17 protein-coding genes, 1 tRNA gene and 1 pseudogene are annotated in these 19,354 nt (G+C 70.4%); 6 read left to right on the top strand and 13 right to left on the bottom strand.

The window, feature by feature from the left end; all coding sequences use genetic code 11:
- Nucleotides 1–44: 44 nt before the first annotated feature.
- On the bottom strand, nt 45–938 hold the full coding sequence (locus tag IIE03_RS05740) for a type 1 glutamine amidotransferase (RefSeq protein ID WP_318842822.1): 894 nt from the start codon (nt 936–938) through the stop codon (nt 45–47).
- A gap of 37 nt (nt 939–975) precedes the next feature.
- Here IIE03_RS05740 and IIE03_RS05735 point away from each other — a divergent pair, with 37 nt between their 5' ends.
- Complete coding sequence (locus IIE03_RS05735) at nt 976–1,560, top strand: NYN domain-containing protein (protein ID WP_192861774.1); 585 nt, start codon at nt 976–978, stop codon at nt 1,558–1,560.
- A gap of 112 nt (nt 1,561–1,672) precedes the next feature.
- On the opposite strand, the gene IIE03_RS05730 is transcribed toward IIE03_RS05735, so the two are convergent.
- The 3 genes from IIE03_RS05730 to IIE03_RS05720 form a co-directional block, all read right to left on the bottom strand.
- A complete protein-coding gene (locus IIE03_RS05730; RefSeq protein ID WP_192861773.1) occupies nt 1,673–2,374 on the bottom strand; it encodes an HD domain-containing protein in 702 nt (233 codons plus the stop codon).
- Nucleotides 2,375–2,444: 70 nt separating this feature from the next.
- Complete coding sequence (locus tag IIE03_RS05725) at nt 2,445–4,205, bottom strand: sensor histidine kinase (protein WP_225997306.1); 1,761 nt, start codon at nt 4,203–4,205, stop codon at nt 2,445–2,447.
- 4 nt (nt 4,206–4,209) lie between these two features.
- Entirely contained in the window at nt 4,210–4,935 is a 726-nt protein-coding gene (locus tag IIE03_RS05720; RefSeq protein WP_192861772.1) for a response regulator transcription factor, read from the bottom strand.
- A gap of 210 nt (nt 4,936–5,145) precedes the next feature.
- Here IIE03_RS05720 and IIE03_RS05715 point away from each other — a divergent pair, with 210 nt between their 5' ends.
- Entirely contained in the window at nt 5,146–5,430 is a 285-nt protein-coding gene (locus IIE03_RS05715) for a WXG100 family type VII secretion target (RefSeq protein WP_192861771.1), read from the top strand.
- A 117-nt stretch (nt 5,431–5,547) separates the two neighbouring features.
- Here IIE03_RS05715 and groL read toward each other — a convergent pair whose 3' ends face one another.
- The 5 genes from groL to IIE03_RS05690 form a co-directional block, all read right to left on the bottom strand.
- Nucleotides 5,548–7,182, bottom strand: coding sequence for a chaperonin GroEL (groL, locus tag IIE03_RS05710; RefSeq protein WP_192861770.1), 1,635 nt, complete (start codon nt 7,180–7,182; stop codon nt 5,548–5,550).
- A 196-nt stretch (nt 7,183–7,378) separates the two neighbouring features.
- Nucleotides 7,379–8,986, bottom strand: a complete 1,608-nt coding sequence (locus tag IIE03_RS05705; RefSeq protein ID WP_192861769.1) for a phytoene desaturase family protein — start codon at nt 8,984–8,986, stop codon at nt 7,379–7,381.
- Between the two features lie 243 nt (nt 8,987–9,229).
- Nucleotides 9,230–9,433: a cold-shock protein gene (locus IIE03_RS05700; RefSeq protein WP_192861768.1), complete on the bottom strand. Its 204-nt coding sequence runs from the start codon at nt 9,431–9,433 to the stop codon at nt 9,230–9,232.
- A gap of 720 nt (nt 9,434–10,153) precedes the next feature.
- Nucleotides 10,154–10,813 carry a hypothetical protein gene (locus IIE03_RS05695; RefSeq protein WP_192861767.1) on the bottom strand — a complete coding sequence of 220 codons (660 nt, stop codon included), beginning with the start codon at nt 10,811–10,813 and terminating at the stop codon, nt 10,154–10,156.
- A 31-nt stretch (nt 10,814–10,844) separates the two neighbouring features.
- Nucleotides 10,845–11,189 carry a DUF3263 domain-containing protein gene (locus tag IIE03_RS05690; protein WP_192861766.1) on the bottom strand — a complete coding sequence of 115 codons (345 nt, stop codon included), beginning with the start codon at nt 11,187–11,189 and terminating at the stop codon, nt 10,845–10,847.
- A gap of 175 nt (nt 11,190–11,364) precedes the next feature.
- Here IIE03_RS05690 and IIE03_RS05685 point away from each other — a divergent pair, with 175 nt between their 5' ends.
- Nucleotides 11,365–12,066: a uracil-DNA glycosylase gene (locus IIE03_RS05685; RefSeq protein ID WP_192861830.1), complete on the top strand. Its 702-nt coding sequence runs from the start codon at nt 11,365–11,367 to the stop codon at nt 12,064–12,066.
- A gap of 623 nt (nt 12,067–12,689) precedes the next feature.
- Entirely contained in the window at nt 12,690–13,448 is a 759-nt protein-coding gene (locus IIE03_RS05680; protein WP_408632829.1) for an SGNH/GDSL hydrolase family protein, read from the top strand.
- Between the two features lie 171 nt (nt 13,449–13,619).
- On the opposite strand, the gene IIE03_RS05675 is transcribed toward IIE03_RS05680, so the two are convergent.
- Nucleotides 13,620–13,692: transfer RNA gene (locus IIE03_RS05675), tRNA-Thr, on the bottom strand.
- A gap of 92 nt (nt 13,693–13,784) precedes the next feature.
- Nucleotides 13,785–14,066, bottom strand: a complete 282-nt coding sequence (locus tag IIE03_RS05670; protein WP_192861764.1) for a hypothetical protein — start codon at nt 14,064–14,066, stop codon at nt 13,785–13,787.
- 111 nt (nt 14,067–14,177) lie between these two features.
- Between IIE03_RS05670 and IIE03_RS05665 the strand changes: the two genes are divergently transcribed.
- On the top strand, nt 14,178–14,363 hold the full coding sequence (locus IIE03_RS05665) for a hypothetical protein (RefSeq protein ID WP_192861763.1): 186 nt from the start codon (nt 14,178–14,180) through the stop codon (nt 14,361–14,363).
- 815 nt (nt 14,364–15,178) lie between these two features.
- Here IIE03_RS05665 and IIE03_RS27120 read toward each other — a convergent pair.
- Nucleotides 15,179–15,360 (bottom strand): annotated as a pseudogene (locus IIE03_RS27120) (hypothetical protein); the annotation flags it as partial.
- Nucleotides 15,361–16,988: 1,628 nt separating this feature from the next.
- Between IIE03_RS27120 and IIE03_RS05660 the strand changes: the two are divergent.
- Nucleotides 16,989–18,275 (top strand): low temperature requirement protein A, encoded by a 1,287-nt coding sequence (locus IIE03_RS05660; RefSeq protein ID WP_225997305.1) that lies wholly within the window; start codon nt 16,989–16,991, stop codon nt 18,273–18,275.
- Between the two features lie 90 nt (nt 18,276–18,365).
- Here IIE03_RS05660 and rlmB read toward each other — a convergent pair whose 3' ends face one another.
- Nucleotides 18,366–19,352, bottom strand: coding sequence for a 23S rRNA (guanosine(2251)-2'-O)-methyltransferase RlmB (rlmB, locus tag IIE03_RS05655; RefSeq protein ID WP_192861762.1), 987 nt, complete (start codon nt 19,350–19,352; stop codon nt 18,366–18,368).
- Between the last annotated feature and the right edge of the window lie 2 nt (nt 19,353–19,354).

The raw sequence follows: 19,354 nt of genomic DNA, 5'->3' as shown, positions 1-19,354 counted from the left end.
GATCGGTCGCGCGGGGGACGACCTCGTTCCTCCGGGCCCGTCCCCTACTCCCGCGTCCCCTGTTCCCGCGACCCCGCGGGCCGTATCGCCGCGACGAAGGCGTCCGCGAGGCCGTCGCCGAACCGCGCGGTCTCGTCGGCGTGCTTCTCGATGTCGTCGACGACGGCGGGGACGTCGACGTCGCCCGCCTCGACGGCCCAGCGCGCCGCGAGGTCGGCGCCCGCCTCGGGATGGAACTGCACGCCGAGCGCGGAGCCCCACCGGAACGCCTGATAGGGGTACATGTCGCTGGAGGCCAGCCAGGTGGCGCCGTCGGGCAGCTCGACGACCGCGTCGGCGTGCATGCTCACCGCACGCGTCACGGCCACGGCGTCGGCGCCCGCGGCGCCGGATCCCGGCACGTCGACCCGCGCGGCGCCGGCACTCACCGCTTCGGTGCTCCGCCCGCCAGCGCCCGTCGCCTCGGTTCCCGCGGCGCCCGGGCCCCCGGAGACGGCCGCGAGCGCCGGACCCGTCACGACGTCGGCGAGTGCGGCCTCGCGCCAGGCGATGGCGGCCGCTCCCGCTTCACGCCCCGGAGGCGCCGCGACCTGCACGGATCCTCCGCCCGCGACGGCGAGCAGCTGGGCACCGAGGCAGATGCCGAGCGCCGGGACGCCGGAGCGCGCGGCGTCGGCGAGGAGGTCGCGCACGGCGGGCAGCCATGGTGCGTCGTCGTCGGAGTAGGCCGACATGGTGCCGCCGAGCACGACGAGCGCGTCGCCGAGGTCCCCCGCCGCCGGGATCGTCTCGCCGGCGAACGCGAGGACGAGTCGGACGCCCGGTCCCAGGCGTGCGGCGTAGCGGTCCATGGGGACGTCGCGGTCGTTCTGGATCACCGTGATCCGCGGCGCGGTGACCTGCGCCGCGGAGTGGTCGGAGGGTTTGGAGACAATCACGGTGGCTCAAAGTACATCCACGGCTACGCTGGGGTCCATGCCCGTTCCGTCAGCGCAGGCTCTGCCGCGTCGTACCTACCTCATCGTCGACGGCGAGAACATCGACGCGACGCTCGGGATGAACGTCCTGAACCGCAGGCCTGCCCCGGACGAACGACCGCGCTGGGACCGTATCTCGGCGTTCGCGCAGAAGGTGTGGTCGCAGGACGTCGTGCCGCTGTTCTTCCTGAACGCGACGTCGGGCCAGATGCCCATGCCGTTCGTCCAGGCGCTGCTCGCGATGGGGTACCGGCCGATCCCGCTCGCCGCGCAGGGTTCGGAGAAGGTGGTCGACGTCGGCATCCAGCGCACGCTGGAGGCTCTGCGCGACCGTCCCGGCGACGTGCTGCTGGCCAGTCACGACGGCGACTTCCTGCCGCAGATCGAGGATCTCCTGGAGGACGAGGACCGCCGCGTCGGGCTGCTCGGCTTCCGGGAGTTCGTCAACGCGCGCCTCGCCGAGCTCGAGGAGCACGGCCTGCACATGTACGACCTCGAGGGCGACGCCGACGCGTTCACGACCCTCCTGCCGCGGGTGCGGATCATCCCGATCGAGGAGTTCGACCCGGTCAAGTACCTGTAACTCCCGACAGTGCCTTCCCGAGCCGCCGGGCTCCGTCGTCCTCGGCTCGTACCTCGCCTGCGGGCGCCGTCGCTACGCTTCCGGTGGCCGGGGACCGGTTGGTTCGGTCCTGTCAGCTGCCGTCGGCCTCGAGCGCCGCCTGCTTCTTGCGCAGCCGGTGCAGCTCCGCGTCGAGGTTCTGCCGGGCCGGTTCCTCCCAGGCGGCGCCCATCGGCGAGCAGAACAGCGACTCGCGGGCCAGCAGCTTCGAGACGATCTTGATGCGCGCGGCCAGGTAGTGGGGCAAGGGGATGTGCTCGTACTCGGCACGCACTCGTGCCGTGTACTCCTTGTAGCGCTGCGGCTCGGCCGCGAGCATGGCCAGGTCGGCGTCGTTGAGCACGCACGCGTCCACGTCCGTCACGTCGGGGGCGTGCCGCAGCAACCCGTTGACCAGGTTCGCCACGCGGTCGGCGGACGCGGTGGGCACGCCGAGCCCGGTCAGTTCGGCGCGCGCCAGCTCGGCGCTGGCCGACGTCTGCTCGCCGCCCTTGGAGGCGTACGCCGTCTTGGAGGCGGCGTCGAACACGGCGCCGTGGTACCAGGCGGCCAGCCGGACGACGTCGGGCGAGTGCGTCTCCTCGGCCAGTTCGTCCACCCGGTGCAGCACGGCCCCGAGGTGTCGGAGGTCGTGGAAGTGCCGGTCGTCACCCGACCAGCGTTCGACGAGGTCCTCGCCCACCCGCTCGATCTCCTCCACGGGCGCCGTCGCACCGATCCCGGAGGCGCTCCGGACGAACGAGGAGATGTACCACTCCGGCGCCATGACGCCCATGCGATCAGACCTTCGATTCGGCTACACGTATTCCGGGACCAGGTGTGGCCCTGGCCACACTCTCACCCTATTACCGCGAGGCCGGTGCGGGGGACCGATCGTCGGTCATGCCGGGCAGGGTGACACGGACCGTCAGGCCACCGCCCGGCGTGGGGGCGACCCCGACCTGCCCGCCGTGCGCCTCCACGATCGCCGACACGATCGCCAGCCCGAGGCCCGACCCGCCCGACGCCCGGTTGCGCGACGAGTCCGCACGATAGAACCGCTCGAACATCCGAGCGGCGTGCTCCTCGGCGACACCCGGCCCGTGGTCCCGCACCTCGATCACGGCCTGCCCGTCCGGACCGTGTCCGACGGCGATCTCCGCCGGGGTCCCGGCGGGCGTGTGCCGCGCGACGTTCCCGATGAGGTTGGTGAGCACCTGCCGCAGCCGGTCGTCATCCCCCTCGGTCATCACGGGGCCGACGACGGCGGACGTGGCGAGGCCGATCATGCGCACGTCGCGGGACGGGTCGAGGGCGTGCAGGTCCTGCGCGCTCTCCCGCGCCAGGACGACGACGTCGACCGGTGCCCGCGCGATCGGGCGCCCCTCGTCCAGGCGCGCGAGCACGAGGAGATCGTTCACGAGCGTCCCCATGCGCCGGGCGGCGTCCTCGACGCGGCCCATCGTGTCGGCCACGCGCTCCCGGTCGGGGCCGTCCGGACCGTCCAGGGCGCCCATCCGGTACAGCTCGCCGTACCCGCGGATCGTCGCGAGCGGGGTACGCAGTTCGTGCGACGCGTCGGCCACGAACTGCCGCATCCGGGCCTCGGACGCCTCGCGTGCGGAGAAGGCCGTCTCGATCTGCGCCAGCATCGTGTTCAGCGACTCCGCCAGTGACCCCACCTCGGTCGACGGCGGCGGGGCGGGCACCCGCCGGGACAGGTCGCCGGCGGCGATGGACGCGGCGGCGGTCTCGATCTCTCTCAGCTGGCGGAGGGAGCGTTCGATCATGATCCAGGCGAGGGCGAGGCCGAGGAGGACGATCCCGATGCCGGCGAAGACGAGGGTGTGGGAGAGGACCTCCAGCGCGGCGTCTATCCGGGCAAGCGGGAGTGCGACGAAGGCGCTCTCGGGCTCGATGCTGTCCGTCGTGTCCGCGTTCAAGAGCGGTTGCACACGCCACCGCGTCGCCGCTTCCGAACCCTGCACGGCGCGAACCGTGAACGGCTCACCCGCGCGCTCCACCACCTCGTCGTAGGTGAGGTCCGGTATATCCGGGATGCCGTAGACCTCCACGGCGCGGTCGTCGCGCGGAGTCTTTACGCTGCCGTCCGCCCACCGGTACTCGATGTAGTACTCGCTCGGCAGCGTGGTCGACGTCCCATAACCCAGAACGGTCTTGGCGAGAGTAGGCCCCTGCCGCTCCAGTTGCGCGTCCACCTGATCGACCAGATACCCGCCGACGATCCCCCGCGCCAGCAGGCCCGTGATGATCAGCCCTGCGGCCAGCACGAACGCCGTGATCGCCACGAGCCGGGCCCGCAGGGGGACAGCGGCGATCCAGTCGGCGAGGCCACGCCCGCGCCCGGCCCCGACGTCCTCGGCCGGTCCCGACCGACGCCCAGGCATCGTGGACGCGGGCACGCCGAGAGCGGAGGCGTGTGTCACCGCGTCGCTCACCGTCGCATCGGTCGCCGTCGGGTCTGCCGTCTTTGCATCTGTCGCCGCCGCCTCGGCCGACACATCGAAGGCGATGGCCGGTCCTCCGGCGGGTGCGGGCGAGCCCTTGCCGCCCCGCCGGGGCCCGACGGGTGCCGCCTCGGCAGACTTGCCGGAGTCGTCGCTCATGACCTCACGCCGCTGGGCGCAGCAGGTATCCGACCCCGCGCTTGGTGTGGATGAGCGCGGGCAGCTCGACGGGACCGCTCGGCCCGTCGACGGTCAGGTGGTCGATCTTGCGGCGCAGGTAGGAGATGTACGACTCGACGATGTTCGCGTCGCCGCCCCAGTCGTACTGCCAGACGTGGTCGAGGATCTGCGCCTTGGACAGCACACGGCCCGCGTTGAGCATGAGGTAGCGCAGCAGCTTGAACTCCGTGGGCGAGAGGTCGATCTCGATGCCGGCGCGCCGCACCTCGTGCGAGTCCTCGTCCATCTCCAGGTCACCGACCTTCAGCACCGCCTCGTCCTCGGGGAGCGGGGTGCCCGTGCGACGCAGCACGGCCCGGATCCGTGCGACGACCTCCTCGAGGCTGAACGGCTTGGTCACGTAGTCGTCGCCGCCGACGGTCAGGCCCTGGATCTTGTCCTGGGTGTCGTCGCGCGCGGTGAGGAAGAGCACGGGTGCGTGCTTGCCCGTGGCGCGCATGCGGCGCGTCACCGTGAAGCCGTCCATGTCGGGAAGCATCACGTCCAGCACGACGAGGTCCGGATCCAGGTCCCGCACGAGCTGGAGCGCGCCGTTGCCGTCCGCCGCGGCATGCACCTCGAATCCCGCGAATCGCAGGGACGTGGCCAGGAGTTCGCGGATGTTGGGCTCGTCGTCGACGACGACGAGCCGCGCCTCTGGTGTCGCCATGAGTTCAGTGTGCGGCGACAGTCTGACACTTTCCTGGGAGCGTCGTGAATGGTTCGGGACCATCCTGACGACGTTCCGCGGGTCCGACGCCGACCACAGCGCGGAGTCGTCCACAGGCCGGTGTATCTCCCACGCGAGCCGGCCGGCCCGCGCCCTAGCGTCTTGACGGTACGACGACGGCGGCCTACCGGCCGCGGAACAGGGGGAACCATGCGGTACCAGGTGGACAGTGACCAGATGAGCGCGGCGAGCGGGGCCGTGGCGGCCTCGGTGACCGCCGTGCGGGCCGAGGTCGGGGCGATGATGCGGAACCTCGACGCGCTGCAGGGCACGTGGACCGGCGGAGCCGCGACGGCGTTCTCCGGAACCGTGACGCAGTGGCACGCCGCCCAGGTCCAGGTGGAATCCGCCCTGGACGCGATCCAGGCGGCGCTGGCCCGGGCGGCGCAGACCTACACGGATGCCGAGCTGTCGGCGACGCGACTGTTCGGCTGACGGAAGGGCGGATCCGACGGGCATGTGGCCGGTGGATCGGGCGCACGAGCCGGAACACGGCGGAGGCCGCCTCCCCCTGCGGGGAGACGGCCTCCGTCGAACGCGGGTGGCGTGGACTCAGAAGCCCATGCCGCCCATGTCGCCCATGCCACCGTCGCCGGCCGGGGCGGCCGCGGCCTTCTCCGGCTTGTCGGCCACGACGGCCTCGGTGGTGAGGAACAGCGCAGCGATCGACGCGGCGTTCTGCAGCGCGGAGCGCGTGACCTTGACCGGGTCGTTCACGCCGGCGGCGAGCAGGTCCTCGTACACACCGGTCGCGGCGTTCAGGCCCTGACCGGCCTCCAGCCCGCGCACCTTCTCCGCCACGACGCCGCCCTCGAGGCCGGCGTTCACGGCGATCTGCTTGAGCGGGGCGTCGATCGCGGCACGCACGATCTGCGCACCGGTGGCCTCGTCACCCTCGAGCTCGAGCTTCTCGAACGCGACGGCGCCGGCCTGGATCAGAGCCACGCCACCACCGGCGACGATGCCCTCCTCGACGGCCGCCTTCGCGTTGCGCACGGCGTCCTCGATGCGGTGCTTGCGCTCCTTGAGCTCCACCTCGGTGGCCGCACCGGCCTTGATGACGGCCACGCCGCCGGCCAGCTTGGCGAGGCGCTCCTGCAGCTTCTCGCGGTCGTAGTCGGAGTCCGACTTCTCGATCTCGCTGCGGATCTGGTTCACGCGGCCCGAGATGAGCTCGGCGTCGCCCGAACCCTCGACGATGGTGGTCTCGTCCTTGGTAACGACCACCTTGCGGGCGGTGCCCAGCATGTCGAGCGTGGCGTTCTCCAGCTTGAGACCGACGGTCTCGGAGATGACCTGGCCACCCGTGAGGATGGCGATGTCCTGGAGCATGGCCTTGCGGCGGTCGCCGAAGCCCGGGGCCTTGACCGCGACGGACTTGAAGGTGCCGCGGATCTTGTTCAGCACCAGGGTCGCCAGGGCCTCGCCCTCGACGTCCTCGGCGATGATCAGCAGGGCACGGCCCTGCTTCATGACCTGGTCCAGGATCGGGAGCATGTCCTTGACGTTCGAGATCTTCGACTCGACGATCAGGACGTACGGGTCCTCGAGCACGGCCTCCTGGCGCTCGGGGTCCGTCTCGAAGTACCGGGCGAGGAAGCCCTTGTCGAAGCGCATACCCTCGGTGAGCTCGAGCTCGAGCCCGAAGGTGTTCGACTCCTCGACGGTGATGACACCTTCCTTGCCCACCTTGTCGAGAGCCTCGGCGATGAGCTCGCCGATGGCCGGGTCGCCGGCGGAGATCGCCGCCGTGGAGGCGATCTGTTCCTTGGTCTCGACCTCGGTGGCCGAGTTGAGCAGCTGCTCGGTGACGGCCTCGGTGGCCTTCTCGATGCCGCGCTTGACGGCGATCGGGTTGGCGCCGGCGGCGACGACGCGCAGGCCCTCCTTGACGAGCGCCTGGGCGAGCACGGTGGCGGTGGTGGTGCCGTCACCCGCGACGTCGTCCGTCTTCTTGGCGACCTCCTTGACGAGCTCGGCGCCGATCCGCTCGTACGGGTCCTCGAGCTCGATCTCCTTCGCGATGGAGACGCCGTCGTTCGTGATGGTGGGGGCGCCCCACTTCTTGTCGAGCACGACGTTGCGGCCCTTGGGGCCGAGCGTCACCTTGACGGTGTCGGCGAGCTGGTTCAGCCCGCGCTCCATGCTCCGACGAGCTTCCTCGTCGAAGGCAATCATCTTGGCCATGGGGATGGATCCTCCGCTGGTGGCTTTCGTGAGCCGGCTCGGCGCCCGCGACGGACGGCCGCTCCCCGGACGATCACGTCTCGCCCAGGAAAACAGACCTCGCCTGTCGGCCCTGCTGTCACTCTCAGTGCGAGAGTGCTAAGACATTATTGGCACTCTCGCCCCGAGAGTGCAAGCAGACTCCCGCGTCGGTCCACTACGGCGACAGGTCCGGCGGGCGGCGGATCTCGAACTCACGGAGAAGGGCCCGGCGCGCGGCGTGCCAGCCCGACATCCCGTGGACACCCGGACCCGGCGGCGTCGCGGCCGAGCACAGGTACACGCCGTCGGCCCCCGTCGCGTACGGATCCCAGCGCATCCCCGCCGGGCCGGGCGCGGCGAGCATCCTCCGCATCGTGGCCGCGCCCGCGCCGATGTCTCCGCCCACGTAGTTGGCGTTGTGCGCGGGCATCCACGCCGCCGGCACGCACCGCGCGGCCACGACGACGTCGCGGAACCCCGGCGCGAACCGCTCGATCTGGCCGACGACGTCCTCGGTGACGTCGCGCTCCGAGCCCGCCGGCACGTGCGCATACGTCCACAGCGGACGCAGGCCGTCGATCTCGCGTCCCGGGTCGGTCACGGCCGGATCGCTGAGAAGGCAGACCGGGCGCAGGGCATGCCGCCCCGCGGCGACGGCCGCCTCCGCCGCGGCCATCTGCTCGCGGGTCCCGCCGAGATGCACGGTCGCCGCGCGTCCGACGTCGGGCACGGACCATGGCACGGGACCGCGCAGCACGAGATCCACCTTCGCGGCCCCGCCCCCGAACCGGTGACGCCGCGACGCGGCGGCGGACCGCGGCGGCATCCGATCACCGAGGACCTGCGAGACGACGCGAGGGGCGGTGTCGAACAGGTACGCCCGGGCCGGCGGGAGGTCGGACCGGGTGCGGACCGGGCGCGAGGTCTCGATCTCGCCGCCGTGGGCGAGCAGGTCCGCGACCAGCGCGTCGACGATGACCCCCGACCCACCCACCGGCAGGGCCCAGCCGAGCGGCCCGTGCGCGAGCGCCCCGAGGAGGAGCGCGGTGCCCGCACTCGCGAGCGACGGCAGCGGGGACATGACATGGGCGGCGACGCCGGTGAGGAGCGCGGGGGCGACGTCGCCGGTGAACCGGCGGTTCCAGAGGCCGGTCCCCTGCTCGAGCAGGCCGGGCCCGAACGCGAGCGCTGCCCGCAGCGCCTCGGCTGCCTCGCGGCCGAGACTCCGGGAGCTCGCGGGCCCCGCGGTCGACGGCGTCGCGAGACTGCGCTTGTCGCCCATGGCCAGGGCCGTGACTCCGGGCCACCGGTCGGCGAGCGGGCCGATCAGCGCCCGCCAGGCGGCGCCGTCGGCCCCGAGCCCGTCGACCGTCCGGTCGAGCTCGTGGAAGGCGAGCCCGGCGCGAGGCTCGCCGGGCCCGGCGACCGCGTCGAGCGGCTGGGCGTACGAGACCTCCGGGGTGCGGAGCTCGACCCGTTCCGCCAGGCCGAACGCCCGGAAGAACGGCGACGCCCAGGCCATCGGGTGCACCGCGGAACACAGGTCGAAGCGCAGTTCCGCGCCCGTCGCACGGTCGGAGCCGATGACGGGGAACGACGCCCGCGGCTCGTCCGGCGCGGGCGCCGCCCCGGCCAGTTCCGCACCGGTGAGGGTTCGCGCACCACCGCCGATCGTGGACTGCTCCTCCAGCACGCGGACGCGGAGCCCGGCACGCGCGAGGGTGGCGGCGGCGGCGAGTCCGTTGGGCCCGGAACCGACGACGACGGCGTCCAGCACAGTCATGTCCTCATCGAACCACGAGCCTGCACCGCGGAGTCGGGACGCGCGATGCGGGGCCGACGACGTGGCAACGGGCCGACCACATCGTGGGGGCCTCATGCCTGCGGAACACGCATGCGAAGAGGCCCCGACCGCGTCGGGTCGGAGCCGGGAGAAGTGACGGGACGGGAGGCGAGCGGGTCGGGGCCGCACGCCGTCCCGTCGATCGGAGAGACCGGCCAGGGGGAAACCGGTCCGGGACTCAGATCAGAGGGGGCGGACCATCTCTGCCTGCGGGCCCTTCTGACCCTGTCCCACTTCGTACTCAACCGCCTGTCCCTCGTCGAGGGTGCGGTAGCCGTCCACCTGAATCGCGCTGTAGTGGACGAACAGGTCCTGCCCGCCGGAGGTCGGGGTGATAAAGCCGTACCCCTTCTCCGCGTTGAACCACTTGACGGTGCCCTGGGCCATGCACTTCTCCTTGCATCTCGCACGGGCCACTCGGTTCGACCCGTGGTGATTCGAGGCTAGTGCTCCAAGTCACACTATGGAAGGGGTAAATCGCTATTTGACGGATTCCGCGCAGGGCGAACGCCCAGGTCAGACGCCCTGGCCTGGGTGCGGCCACGCCCCTGATGGCCATGGTGGTGGACGACGCCGTCACACAGGGGTGAATTCAGTAACGGCCCGTAACGTTTCGACCACCATTGGATTCGACCAATGAATCCACGACCCGCCGAGGCCGCAATCGCACCCCGCCGCAATACATCGCCGGCACCGCCTACCGACGGAGTCGTCGAACAGCAGAGGCGCGCTCGCAATCTCGGGAATGGCATACGTGTCCCCCGACAACTGGGGACCGCGAGTCTCGCGCCGCCAATCGTGCGAGCCGCCAAGAATGCGGTGGGAAGCCGACGTGCCCATCCTGGAAAGCAGGATGGGCACGTCGGCTCGATGTCTCAGAAGGATGCGAGAGTGATCGTGGCACGTGGCCGGCCCTCCCCGGCTCTGGGCTCGCTCGCATCACTCCGCGTCACGAGCCCGTGCACGGTCAGGCCCTGCGGACTCACGAGGATGCCCCGGAGCCTTCCGACGGATACGCAGCAGCGTCCGCGGACTCCTGGATGTTGGCTCCCGAGGTGCCGAGCGACTCGACAACCGAGCGCTCGCAACGAGGACCGCCTTACGGGATCATGCGGGCGCCGTGAACATGAAGACCCAGGCGGCCTGCTGCGAGTTCGTGACGGCGTCGTTCATCACGACGTTCGAGTCCGGGATACCGAGCACCGCTGCGAGTGCCTTGCCTTCTGCTTCGCGCCCCTCGCCGTACCAAATGGTGTTCGCCGAGATACCGCTGACGTCGACGCCTTCAGGAGCGGCCGCGGTGCTCACCTCAGCACCGGAGACGCCCTCAGCCTCCAGATTCGTCACCGTCGTGGCGGCCAGTTGATCAATGGTGCGACCGGTGTTGTGGACGAGATAGGTCGCTGCCGGGTCCATCGCCGCAACGAGATCCGCGGTACTCGGCGCCGAAGGCTCCTCGCTGGGTTCGTTGCCGCCTTCACCGCCTTCGCCCCCGTTCTCGCCATTGCCTTCACCCTCGCTGGGGCTCGCGGACGGCGCGGCCGAGACGCTGGCGGTCGGCTCCGCTGCCGAGTCGCCCTCGTTCCCACCGCCGGACAGAAGAGTGATGCCGCCCCACGCGACACCGGCGCAGACCAGCGCGACCAGCAGGAACGGCCATGCCGAACTCCAACCGCTGCGCGGCGCGCGGTGCACGCCAACGGGTGCGCCGCCGGGCACGGCGACGTCGAACTCGTCGGGCGGGTAGCGGTACGTGCTGTTGGTCACGGCGGACAGGGTAGCCCAGACTGCTGGGCGCTCAAGGCTTCTCGTCCGCGAGCCGTCCGGCGGATCGTGCGCTACGCCGGGTCGAGCGCATCCGGCGCAGGCGCTTGACCAGCACCGGGTCATGGGCGAGGGCGGCGGGGGTGTCGATCAACGCGTTCAACACCTGGTAATACCGTGTGGAGGTCATGCCGAACAGCTCACGGGCCGCCTCCTCCTTGGCGCCGGCGAACCTCCACCACTTGCGCTCGAACGCCAGCATCTCGCGGTCGAGGTCGGTCAGCTCGCCCGTGGTCTCGTCCGACGCGGGTTCCGCGACGACGGCCCCCGTGGGCTCGACGTCTACTTCCTCCGAGGACTCGACCAGCATCTCGCTCATGCGGGCCACCTTACGACCAGGTGAACACTTGTGTCATTGTCCGGCGTGTCAGAAAGGTCGGTGCGGCCGCGGAGCCGGCCTCAGCCACCGGGCGCCGCGTGGATCTGCCACGATGATCGCCGGTAGGCATGCACTTTGTCAGTGTCCCCGAGTAGTGTCCCGACGCGTGGAGACCATGACGCCCGATACCGACGAAGCCCGAGCCCGCAAGCCGTTGTCCGAGGTCATCTCGCCCGATTGGGCGGAAGCGCTGGCCGGCGTCGAGCCGCGCATCCACGAGATGGGTGACTTCCTGCGCGCCGAGAACGCGGCGGGCCGCGGCTACTTCCCGCCCGGCCCGAACGTGCTCGCCGCGTTCCAGCGGCCGCTGGCGGAGGTCAAGGTGCTCATCGTCGGCCAGGACCCGTACCCGCGGCCGGGCCACGCGATGGGCCTGTCGTTCTCGGTCCAGCCGGATGTGCGCCCGCTGCCGCCGTCGTTGCTGAACATGTACAAGGAGCTGGAGACGGACCTCGGCATCCCGATGCCGTCCAACGGTGACCTGCGCCCTTGGGCCGATCAGGGCGTCATGCTCCTCAACAGGGTGCTGACCTGCCAGCCGGGCAAGTCGGACTCGCACGCCGGCAAGGGTTGGGAGGAAGTCACGGAGGCCGCGATCAAGGCCCTCGCCGCGCGCGGCGGCCCGCTCGTCGCCGTGCTGTGGGGCGCGAAGGCGCGCAACCTGAAGAAGTTCCTCGGCAACGTCCCGATCGTGGAGAGTGCGCACCCGTCGCCGCTGTCGGCCCGTAACGGCTTCTTCGGCTCCCAGCCGTACTCTCGTGTCAATGCCCTCCTGGAGGAGCAGGGCGCCGCGCCGATCGACTGGCGCCTGCCGTAGGCACGTCACGCCGCGCGCGGCCGACGAGATGCCGGTCGCGCGCGGCGACGGTTCGCGCAGACGACGCCGTTCGTGGCGCGCAGCATACCCATATCGGATGTGCACGACACGGCCTGGTCGGACATGCAAGCGCGGCCGAGTCGGGCGCACGACGCCGCCGGGCCGGGCGCACGAGGCACGGCCACGGCCACGGCGGGCGTGCCGCGAACACCCTTCCGTGGCGCGTCTCACCCGCCGGTTACCTCGTACCGGACTGCACAGAACCCGGAGTCCCGGCAAGAATGTGCGACGTGAGCGCGACTTCCTCCCAGAATCCCGAAGCTTCGCCCGACCCGGCGCCCGCGACGCCGCCATCGGATCCGACGGCGCCGCCGACCGGCCCAACGATGCCGCCATCACGCCCGACGACGTCCGACCTGGCGACATCGTCACCCCGCCCAACGGCGCCATCGACCGATCCGACAACGCCATCGGTCCATCCGACGCCGTCAGCACGTCCGACGCCGTCAGCACGTCCGACGACGACCGCCGAACCGGCGCCATCGCCGACCCAGCCGACGACGACCGCCGGCCCGGCGGCCCCGCACGACGACGCACCCCCGCGCTGGACGCGATACGTGGCGATCGGCGACTCCTTCAGCGAAGGACTGTGGGACCCGTATCCCGGCCTGGAGGACACCCAGCGTGGCTGGGCCGACCGCCTCGCGACGTCGCTCAGCGAGCGACGCACCGCTGCCGGCGAGCCGGCGATCGAGTACGCGAACCTCGCGATCCGCGGGCGGCTGCTGCGCCCGATCATCGCCGAGCAGCTCGACGTCGCGCTCGGCATGAAGCCCGACCTCGTGTCCCTGATCGGCGGCGGCAACGACATCCTGCGGCCCGGCGTCGACCTGGAGACCATCTGCTCGGCGCTCGAGGACGCCGTCGTGAGGATCCGCGCCACCGGCGCCGATGTCCTCATGGGCACGGGCTTCAAGGCCGGTGGCACCCTGGCGTGGACCAACAGCCGGGTCGGCGTCTACAACGCGAACATCTGGTCGATGGCGCGCCGCCACGGTGCCCATGTGCTCGACCTCTGGGGCATCCGGTCGCTGTTCGACCTGCGCATGTGGTCCGCGGACCGCATCCACCTCCTGCCGGAGGGCCACGAGCGTGTCAAGAACGCCGCGCTCGTCGGCCTCGGCCTGTCCCCGGACGACGACGCCTGGGACGAACCGCTCCCCCCGGCGCCGCGGCTGACCCGCATCGCGACCACGAGGGCGAACGCGGCCTGGGCCCGCGAACACGTCGGCCCCTGGGTGAAGCGCCGGGTCACCGGCCGGTCATCGGGCGACGGCCGCACCCCGAAGTGGCCGACGACGGAGCCCTGGCCCCGCACCTGAGCCGCCGCCACCGATTCCTCGCCCAGAAAGCGAACCGGCACGGCTCCCACCCCACGCACCACGGCGGGGGTCCGGGGGCGTGCCCCCGGGGGCGGGGTGTGGGGGGCTCCGCCCCCGCAAGAAGAGCGAGACAGCCGGGCCTACGGAGCAGGCACAGCTGTCTCGCTGTCGAGCCGCCTGTCGGGTTCGAACCGACGACCTTTCGCTTACAAGGCGAGCGCTCTACCAGCTGAGCTAAGGCGGCGATGCCGAGGTTTGTGGCCCGAGCGGAGTACAGCCTAATGCACCGGCCGGGCCCCCATGAGAACTGCCCCGGCTTCTGTGGAGAGTTCGGCCTCAGTTCTTCGCGTGGCGGGTAAACCCGGCCCGAGAGGCCATCGGCCGCACTCTCGGCTCAGCTCCGCAGGGGAAGCGTGAGGAGCCTGCCAGCCAGGCAGTGCCCTGAGACTCGCGGGTCGCGAGCCCGGAGAGCGTCCGTGTTCCGAGGTGTCGGCGTACGGCTGCCACGGCCCGGCCGACCGCCTCCAGCAGGTCGCCCATGACCATCCCGGCCGGGATGCCCTTCGCGATGTCGTCGCCCACCTCGAACACCCACAGTATGGACTGCCCGATCAGCACCAGTGCGTTCGCGGCAGGCCGCCCCGCGCGTAGCCCCAGGGCTGCAGCCGCCCCGGGGCGCGAAAGACACGACAGCGCTCCAGCAGCCAGGCGACGTCGACGCTGCCGGTCATGGCCACGAGCAGCGCGTCCGATGATCACAGATCCATGGCGAACGGCGCTCACTACAAGGGCGCGTTCGACGAGGCCGCCCCACCGCGTGGTGATCTTGCGGATCTTGACACGATCCTTTATGCCCGACATGATAAAGACGTCATCAACCGCTATACCGTGATTCAGGAGGCACGTCCGTTATGAGGGCTAAGATCCGTAGTCGGATCGCAGGAATCGCGATCGCGGCCACCGCACTCGTAGGCGCCGTCGCAGTTCCAGCCGAGGCGGTCGTCAGGTGCAGCGCCACTTACACGAACTTGAACGGATTGGAGGGCGTCGGTATCGACTGCTCGGGGTCCGGAAGCGCTCGCCACATCCGAGTGACCCTGCCGTGCGGCCGCTGGCCTGACCCGACAACGACGGGCTGGTACTCACCCGGCAACCACTTCTGGAGGGTGAGTTGCTTCACGGACCTCCCTGGGGACCCGTACATCACCTACCTTGACTAGGGGCATCCCTTCGGCGCAGACGCACTCTAATGCACGATGCACACGCGCCTGGCAACATTCGCCACGTCCGACAAGGAGAGACCGCTAGTGAATACCAAGATTCGAAGGCGGATGGCCGCAATCGCCGTTGCCGCAACCATGCTCTTGGGAGGCATAGCCGCTCCGGCGCATGCACAGGTCTACTGCGATGCCTATCTGACAACTGCGGGAGGGAATGAGGGTGCTCTCGTCAACTGTTCTGGCAGCGGCTCTCGCGAGGTCACAGTGATCATCCACTGCGCAGGACCAGACGCGTACTCGACAGGAACCTACTCGGCAGGCAACCATTTCTGGCCTGCGCCATGGTGGTGCGTGTCCCCGAGCGGGGTCTCTCTCGCCTACTAAACGTCAGCGACTCGGGTGACTTCCGTCGTTGGGGAATTCCGAGTCGTGAGGGTCTGACTCCCCTAGGAATCGCCCGCTGACCTGCCCAGACCCACGTCTTAGCAGGTCAGCGGGCCTCTTATGCCACTAGATGGTTGATTCCAAGGGGCAGTGGTCGTAGGCGGTGACGCGGCGGGTGTCGGCTCCGATGTGGTCGTTGTGCCAGATCGCGGGTTTCAGCGCGAGCAGTCGTTGCCAGACGCAGACGATGACGTCGGTGGGGTACGGCCGCCGTGGCGTTCGAGGCCGAGCTGGGATTTGAGGGGCTCGTTGGCCACCCGCCACGAACTTCTTGTTCATCACAAGCAACGAAGCATCCCGGCGGTGGCCGCCCCGCGTCCAACGTCACCCCAGGTCAGAGCCAATCTACGGCTGTAGTACTAGTTGCGCCCCTCGCTGATGCCCTTCAAGTACAGGACAACAGGGCAGTCCGGACGATCCGACTTGCGGACCTGTGCCAACCCTTGGATCGACTTGGGGAATAGTGGAGCCCCGCCCGGCTCAGTGACGCTACCCGACCTGATCGCCGCAATTAGGTCGGTTCAAGTGCGTAGAGCCTGGTTTTCCATTGGGTTTCGAACGTTGCAACGGAGCAGAGGCCCGGAATCGTCGAGATCCCGGACCTCTGGAGCCGCCTGTTGGGTTCGAGCCGAAGACCTTTCGCTTACAAGGCGAGCGCTCTAGCATCTGGGTTAAGACGGCAGAACTATGGCAGCACCGATGCTTACGCAGGTCTCAGGGTCGGAAACCGGCATCTCCCAGACCCGTCAGGGGTTGAGGAGGTAGATACCCGCGTCCAGTACACCGAGGGTGCAGGACTGTGTCCAGGTAGCGCTCTCACCCGGGTGCGGGTACGTCACCGTCCTGTAGTACGTGCCCGAAATGCAAATGACATACGATCGGACCATGGCGCCCCCCGAACAACTCGCCGTGAACCGGTAGGCGTATCCGTTGTTAATTGGGTACATGTCCATCGAGCTGCAAGACGCGGCCGTGGCCGGGGCGGCCGCAACCACACCACCGCCGACGAGCAGCCCTACCGCGATCATGAGGCCAGCAGCCCGCTTCTTCCAGGTCATGAGATCTCCATCCTATCTCGACCATTTCTATAGCTTTGAACGACCAACTCGTGGTCTGAGCCAGAAGCTAGCAGCATGCCAGGGTCCGACACAAGTACTTGATCCCGTTTTTTCCTAGCCACCAACATCTGTCGATCGCCCGCCGTCGCGGCGCCCATGTGCTCGATCTGTGGGGCACCAGCGCGATCTTCGACCTGCGTCTCTGGTCCGCGATGACGGCATCCACCTCCTCGCCAGGGGTATGAGCGCGTGAAGAGCGTCGCGTTCGTGGGCCTCGGTCCCTCCCCTCGGCTCAGCGGCTGACCGGCATCGAGAGTGCGAAAGCGTACGCGGCGTGCGCGAGGGAACACGTCGGCCCCAGGGCGAAGCGTCGGGTCACGGGCAGGTTATCGGGCGACGGCCGCACCCCGAAGTGGCCGACGACGGAGCCGTGGCCCCGCACCTGAGGATTTGGGCACAATCGATACGTTGATGTCGTGTTGGCGGCCAATATGTGTGTGTCTGCTGAGAAAGCCTCGACGCTGGTCGGAGGCGGTTTCCGACCCGCGGAGCAGAGTCTCCAGACTCGCCGGGGCGCCTCATACCTGCAGCAACGGGCAGACCTGCTCCCACAGCCGGCCAGGCCAATCCTCGATCACGAGCCCGCAGCCTGCACGCACCGCCAGGTCAGGCATAGCGGGCACGCTGGCCATTCTGAAATGAGGTCTAAGAGGGTTCGGCGCAGCGATGCACCGGGCTACCCGACCGAACCGGATTGTCAGCCCCCCCGGAGGACTGGCCTGGTGGTTCGATCCGCGGCGGGCGGGCAGGATGTGGCCATGGCACTTCACCACCACATGCGGCCCATGCGGGGTCGCGACCCGCGCGAGCCCCATCGTCCGGCGACCCCGCTGGAGCTGCTGTTCGACCTGGCGTTCGTCGTCGGCTTCGGCGTTGCCGGCGAGCAGGCTGCCCACCTGCTGGCGGAGGGTCACCTCGGCTCGGCGGTGGTCGGCTTCGCCTTCTCGATGTTCGCGGTGGTCTGGGCGTGGATCAACTTCACCTGGTTCGCCTCCGCCTTCGACACCGACGACTGGTTCTACCGCGTCACGACCATGGTGCAGATGACCGGCGTCGTGGTGCTCGCCCTCGGACTGCCGGAGATGTTCCACAGCCTCGACGAGGGAGGGCTGCTGCACAACGAGGTCATGGTGGCCGGGTACGTCGTCATGCGCCTGGCGATGCTTGTCCAGTGGCTTCGCGCCGCACGGCAGGCGCCCGAGCACCGGGCCTCCTGCTACGGGTACGTCTGGACGCTGCTGGTCAGCCAGATCGGCTGGGTAGCGCTCGCCGTCGCGCCCACCGGCGCGGGGACGTTCTTCGCCATCGGCGCCGTGCTCGTCGCCGTCGAGATGGCAGGGCCGTGGATCGCCGAGCGGGTCGTCCCCGCCGCCGGGCCGGAGGGCGGGGCCGAGGGCGGCGCGGCCCGCACCGGGATGTGGCGCGGCACGCCGTGGCACGCGCACCACATCGTGGAACGCTACGGGCTGCTCGCCATCATCACGCTCGGCGAAGGGGTCATCGGCACGGTGGCCTCGCTGAGCGCCCTCGTCGAGCACCAGGGCTGGACCCTGGACGCCGCCCTCGTCGCGTTCGCCGGGATGGCCCTGACCTTCGGCCTCTGGTGGACCTACTGGATCACGCCCGCCGCCGCGATGCTGCACGCGCACCGGGAACGCTCGTTCGTCTGGGGCTACGGTCACATCGTCATCTACGCGGCGCTCGCGGCGGTCGGGGCCGGGCTGCACGTGGCCGCGTACTACCTCGAAGGCGAGTCCCACCTGGACGCGACCGGGACCGTGCTGGCCGTGGCGGTGCCGGTGGCGGTCTTCATCGCGGCCGACTACCTGATCTTCATGGCTGTCACCCGCAGCACGCACCGCCTGCACGTCGTGCTCGTGGCGGGCGCGGGGGCGCTGCTGATCGCGGCGGTGGCGGCGGCCGGCGCCGGGGTGGCGATGGCGTGGTGCCTGCTCCTCGTGATGCTGGCGCCCGCAGTGAGCGTGATCGGCTACGAGACGGTCGGGCACCGGCACGTGGCGCGGCTGGTGGACGCGGCCGTGTAGACCGTCCTGGTGCCGGCCGGTCCGGCACCGGCGACGGGCGCCGGCTCGGCGTCGGCCGGCGCGGCGGGCTCGCCGTGGCGGTGCGGGCTGTCAGGCCTGCCGGCGCTGCCTGGCCACCTCGTAGAGTGCGATGCCGCCCGCCACCGCGGCGTTGAGGGACTCCGTGGTGGCGGCGATCGGGATGGACGCCACCGCGTCGCAGGCCTCGCGCACCAGCCGGGACAGGCCCTTGCCCTCCGAGCCCACCACCAGGACCAGCGGATCGGCCGTGAACGGCACGTCGCCGACCTCCGTGTCGCCGTCGGCGTCCAGGCCCACGACGAAGCAGCCGGCCTTCTTCAGCGCCTCGAGCTCCCGGGCCAGGTTCGTCGCCCGGGCGACCGGGACCCGTGCGGCCGCGCCGGCGGAGACCTTCCAGGCGGATGCCGTCATGCCCGCCGCCCGCCGCTCCGGCACGAGCACGCCGTGCGCCCCGAAGGCCCCGGCGGACCGCAGGACGGCACCGAGGTTGCGGGGGTCGGTCACGCCGTCGAGCGCCACGACGAGCGGAGGCTCGCCCGCGCTCGCCGCGGCGTCGAGCAGATCGTCGGCGTCGGCGTACTGGTACGGCGGCACCTGGATCGCGATGCCCTGATGCACGGCGTGGTCCGTCAGCCGGTCGAGCTCCAGCTTTGACCCCTCCACGAACTTCAGGGACCGCGCGGACGCCAGCTTCAGGATCTCCTCGGTCCGGTCGTCGGGGTCCAGCCGCGACGCGATGTACACACAGGTCACCGGCATGTCGGCGCGCAGTGCCTCCAGCACCGCGTTGCGCCCCGCCACGACCTCCGTCGCGTCGCCGCGGCGCCTGGCCTTCGCCGCGGGGCCGCGCGCCGGTCCCCGCTGCTCCTGCCGGGCGGCGCGCCGCTCGGCGGCGAGCTTCCGCTGATGCGCGGGGTGGTAGACGCGATCCTCCGCCTTGGGCGTGGGCCCCTTGCCGCGCAGTGCCTTGCGGCTGTGGCCGCCAGTGCCGACCTGCGCGCCCTTCTTGGTACCGGGCTTGCGGGTCGCCCCGCGGCGCTCCGAGTTTCCTGCCATGG

The sequence above is a fragment of the Myceligenerans pegani genome, assembly GCF_014892515.1.
Taxonomy (GTDB): domain Bacteria; phylum Actinomycetota; class Actinomycetes; order Actinomycetales; family Cellulomonadaceae; genus Myceligenerans; species Myceligenerans pegani.
Note: the sequence above shows the minus strand (reverse complement) of the source record. Positions and strands in the feature narration are given on the sequence as shown.

Bases quoted from the DNA above. Each gene is read 5' to 3' on its own strand.
- IIE03_RS05735 (WP_192861774.1), top strand. From the start codon at position 976: ATGCCCGTTCCGTCAGCGCAGGCTCTGCCGCGTCGTACCTACCTCATC.
- IIE03_RS05730 (WP_192861773.1), bottom strand. From the start codon at position 2,374: ATGGGCGTCATGGCGCCGGAGTGGTACATCTCCTCGTTCGTCCGGAGC.
- IIE03_RS05725 (WP_225997306.1), bottom strand. From the start codon at position 4,205: ATGAGCGACGACTCCGGCAAGTCTGCCGAGGCGGCACCCGTCGGGCCC.
- IIE03_RS05720 (WP_192861772.1), bottom strand. From the start codon at position 4,935: ATGGCGACACCAGAGGCGCGGCTCGTCGTCGTCGACGACGAGCCCAAC.
- IIE03_RS05715 (WP_192861771.1), top strand. From the start codon at position 5,146: ATGCGGTACCAGGTGGACAGTGACCAGATGAGCGCGGCGAGCGGGGCC.
- groL (WP_192861770.1), bottom strand. From the start codon at position 7,182: ATGGCCAAGATGATTGCCTTCGACGAGGAAGCTCGTCGGAGCATGGAG.
- IIE03_RS05705 (WP_192861769.1), bottom strand. From the start codon at position 8,986: ATGACTGTGCTGGACGCCGTCGTCGTCGGTTCCGGGCCCAACGGACTC.
- IIE03_RS05700 (WP_192861768.1), bottom strand. From the start codon at position 9,433: ATGGCCCAGGGCACCGTCAAGTGGTTCAACGCGGAGAAGGGGTACGGC.
- IIE03_RS05690 (WP_192861766.1), bottom strand. From the start codon at position 11,189: ATGAGCGAGATGCTGGTCGAGTCCTCGGAGGAAGTAGACGTCGAGCCC.
- IIE03_RS05685 (WP_192861830.1), top strand. From the start codon at position 11,365: ATGACGCCCGATACCGACGAAGCCCGAGCCCGCAAGCCGTTGTCCGAG.
- IIE03_RS05665 (WP_192861763.1), top strand. From the start codon at position 14,178: ATGGCCACGAGCAGCGCGTCCGATGATCACAGATCCATGGCGAACGGC.
- IIE03_RS05660 (WP_225997305.1), top strand. From the start codon at position 16,989: ATGGCACTTCACCACCACATGCGGCCCATGCGGGGTCGCGACCCGCGC.
- rlmB (WP_192861762.1), bottom strand. From the start codon at position 19,352: ATGGCAGGAAACTCGGAGCGCCGCGGGGCGACCCGCAAGCCCGGTACC.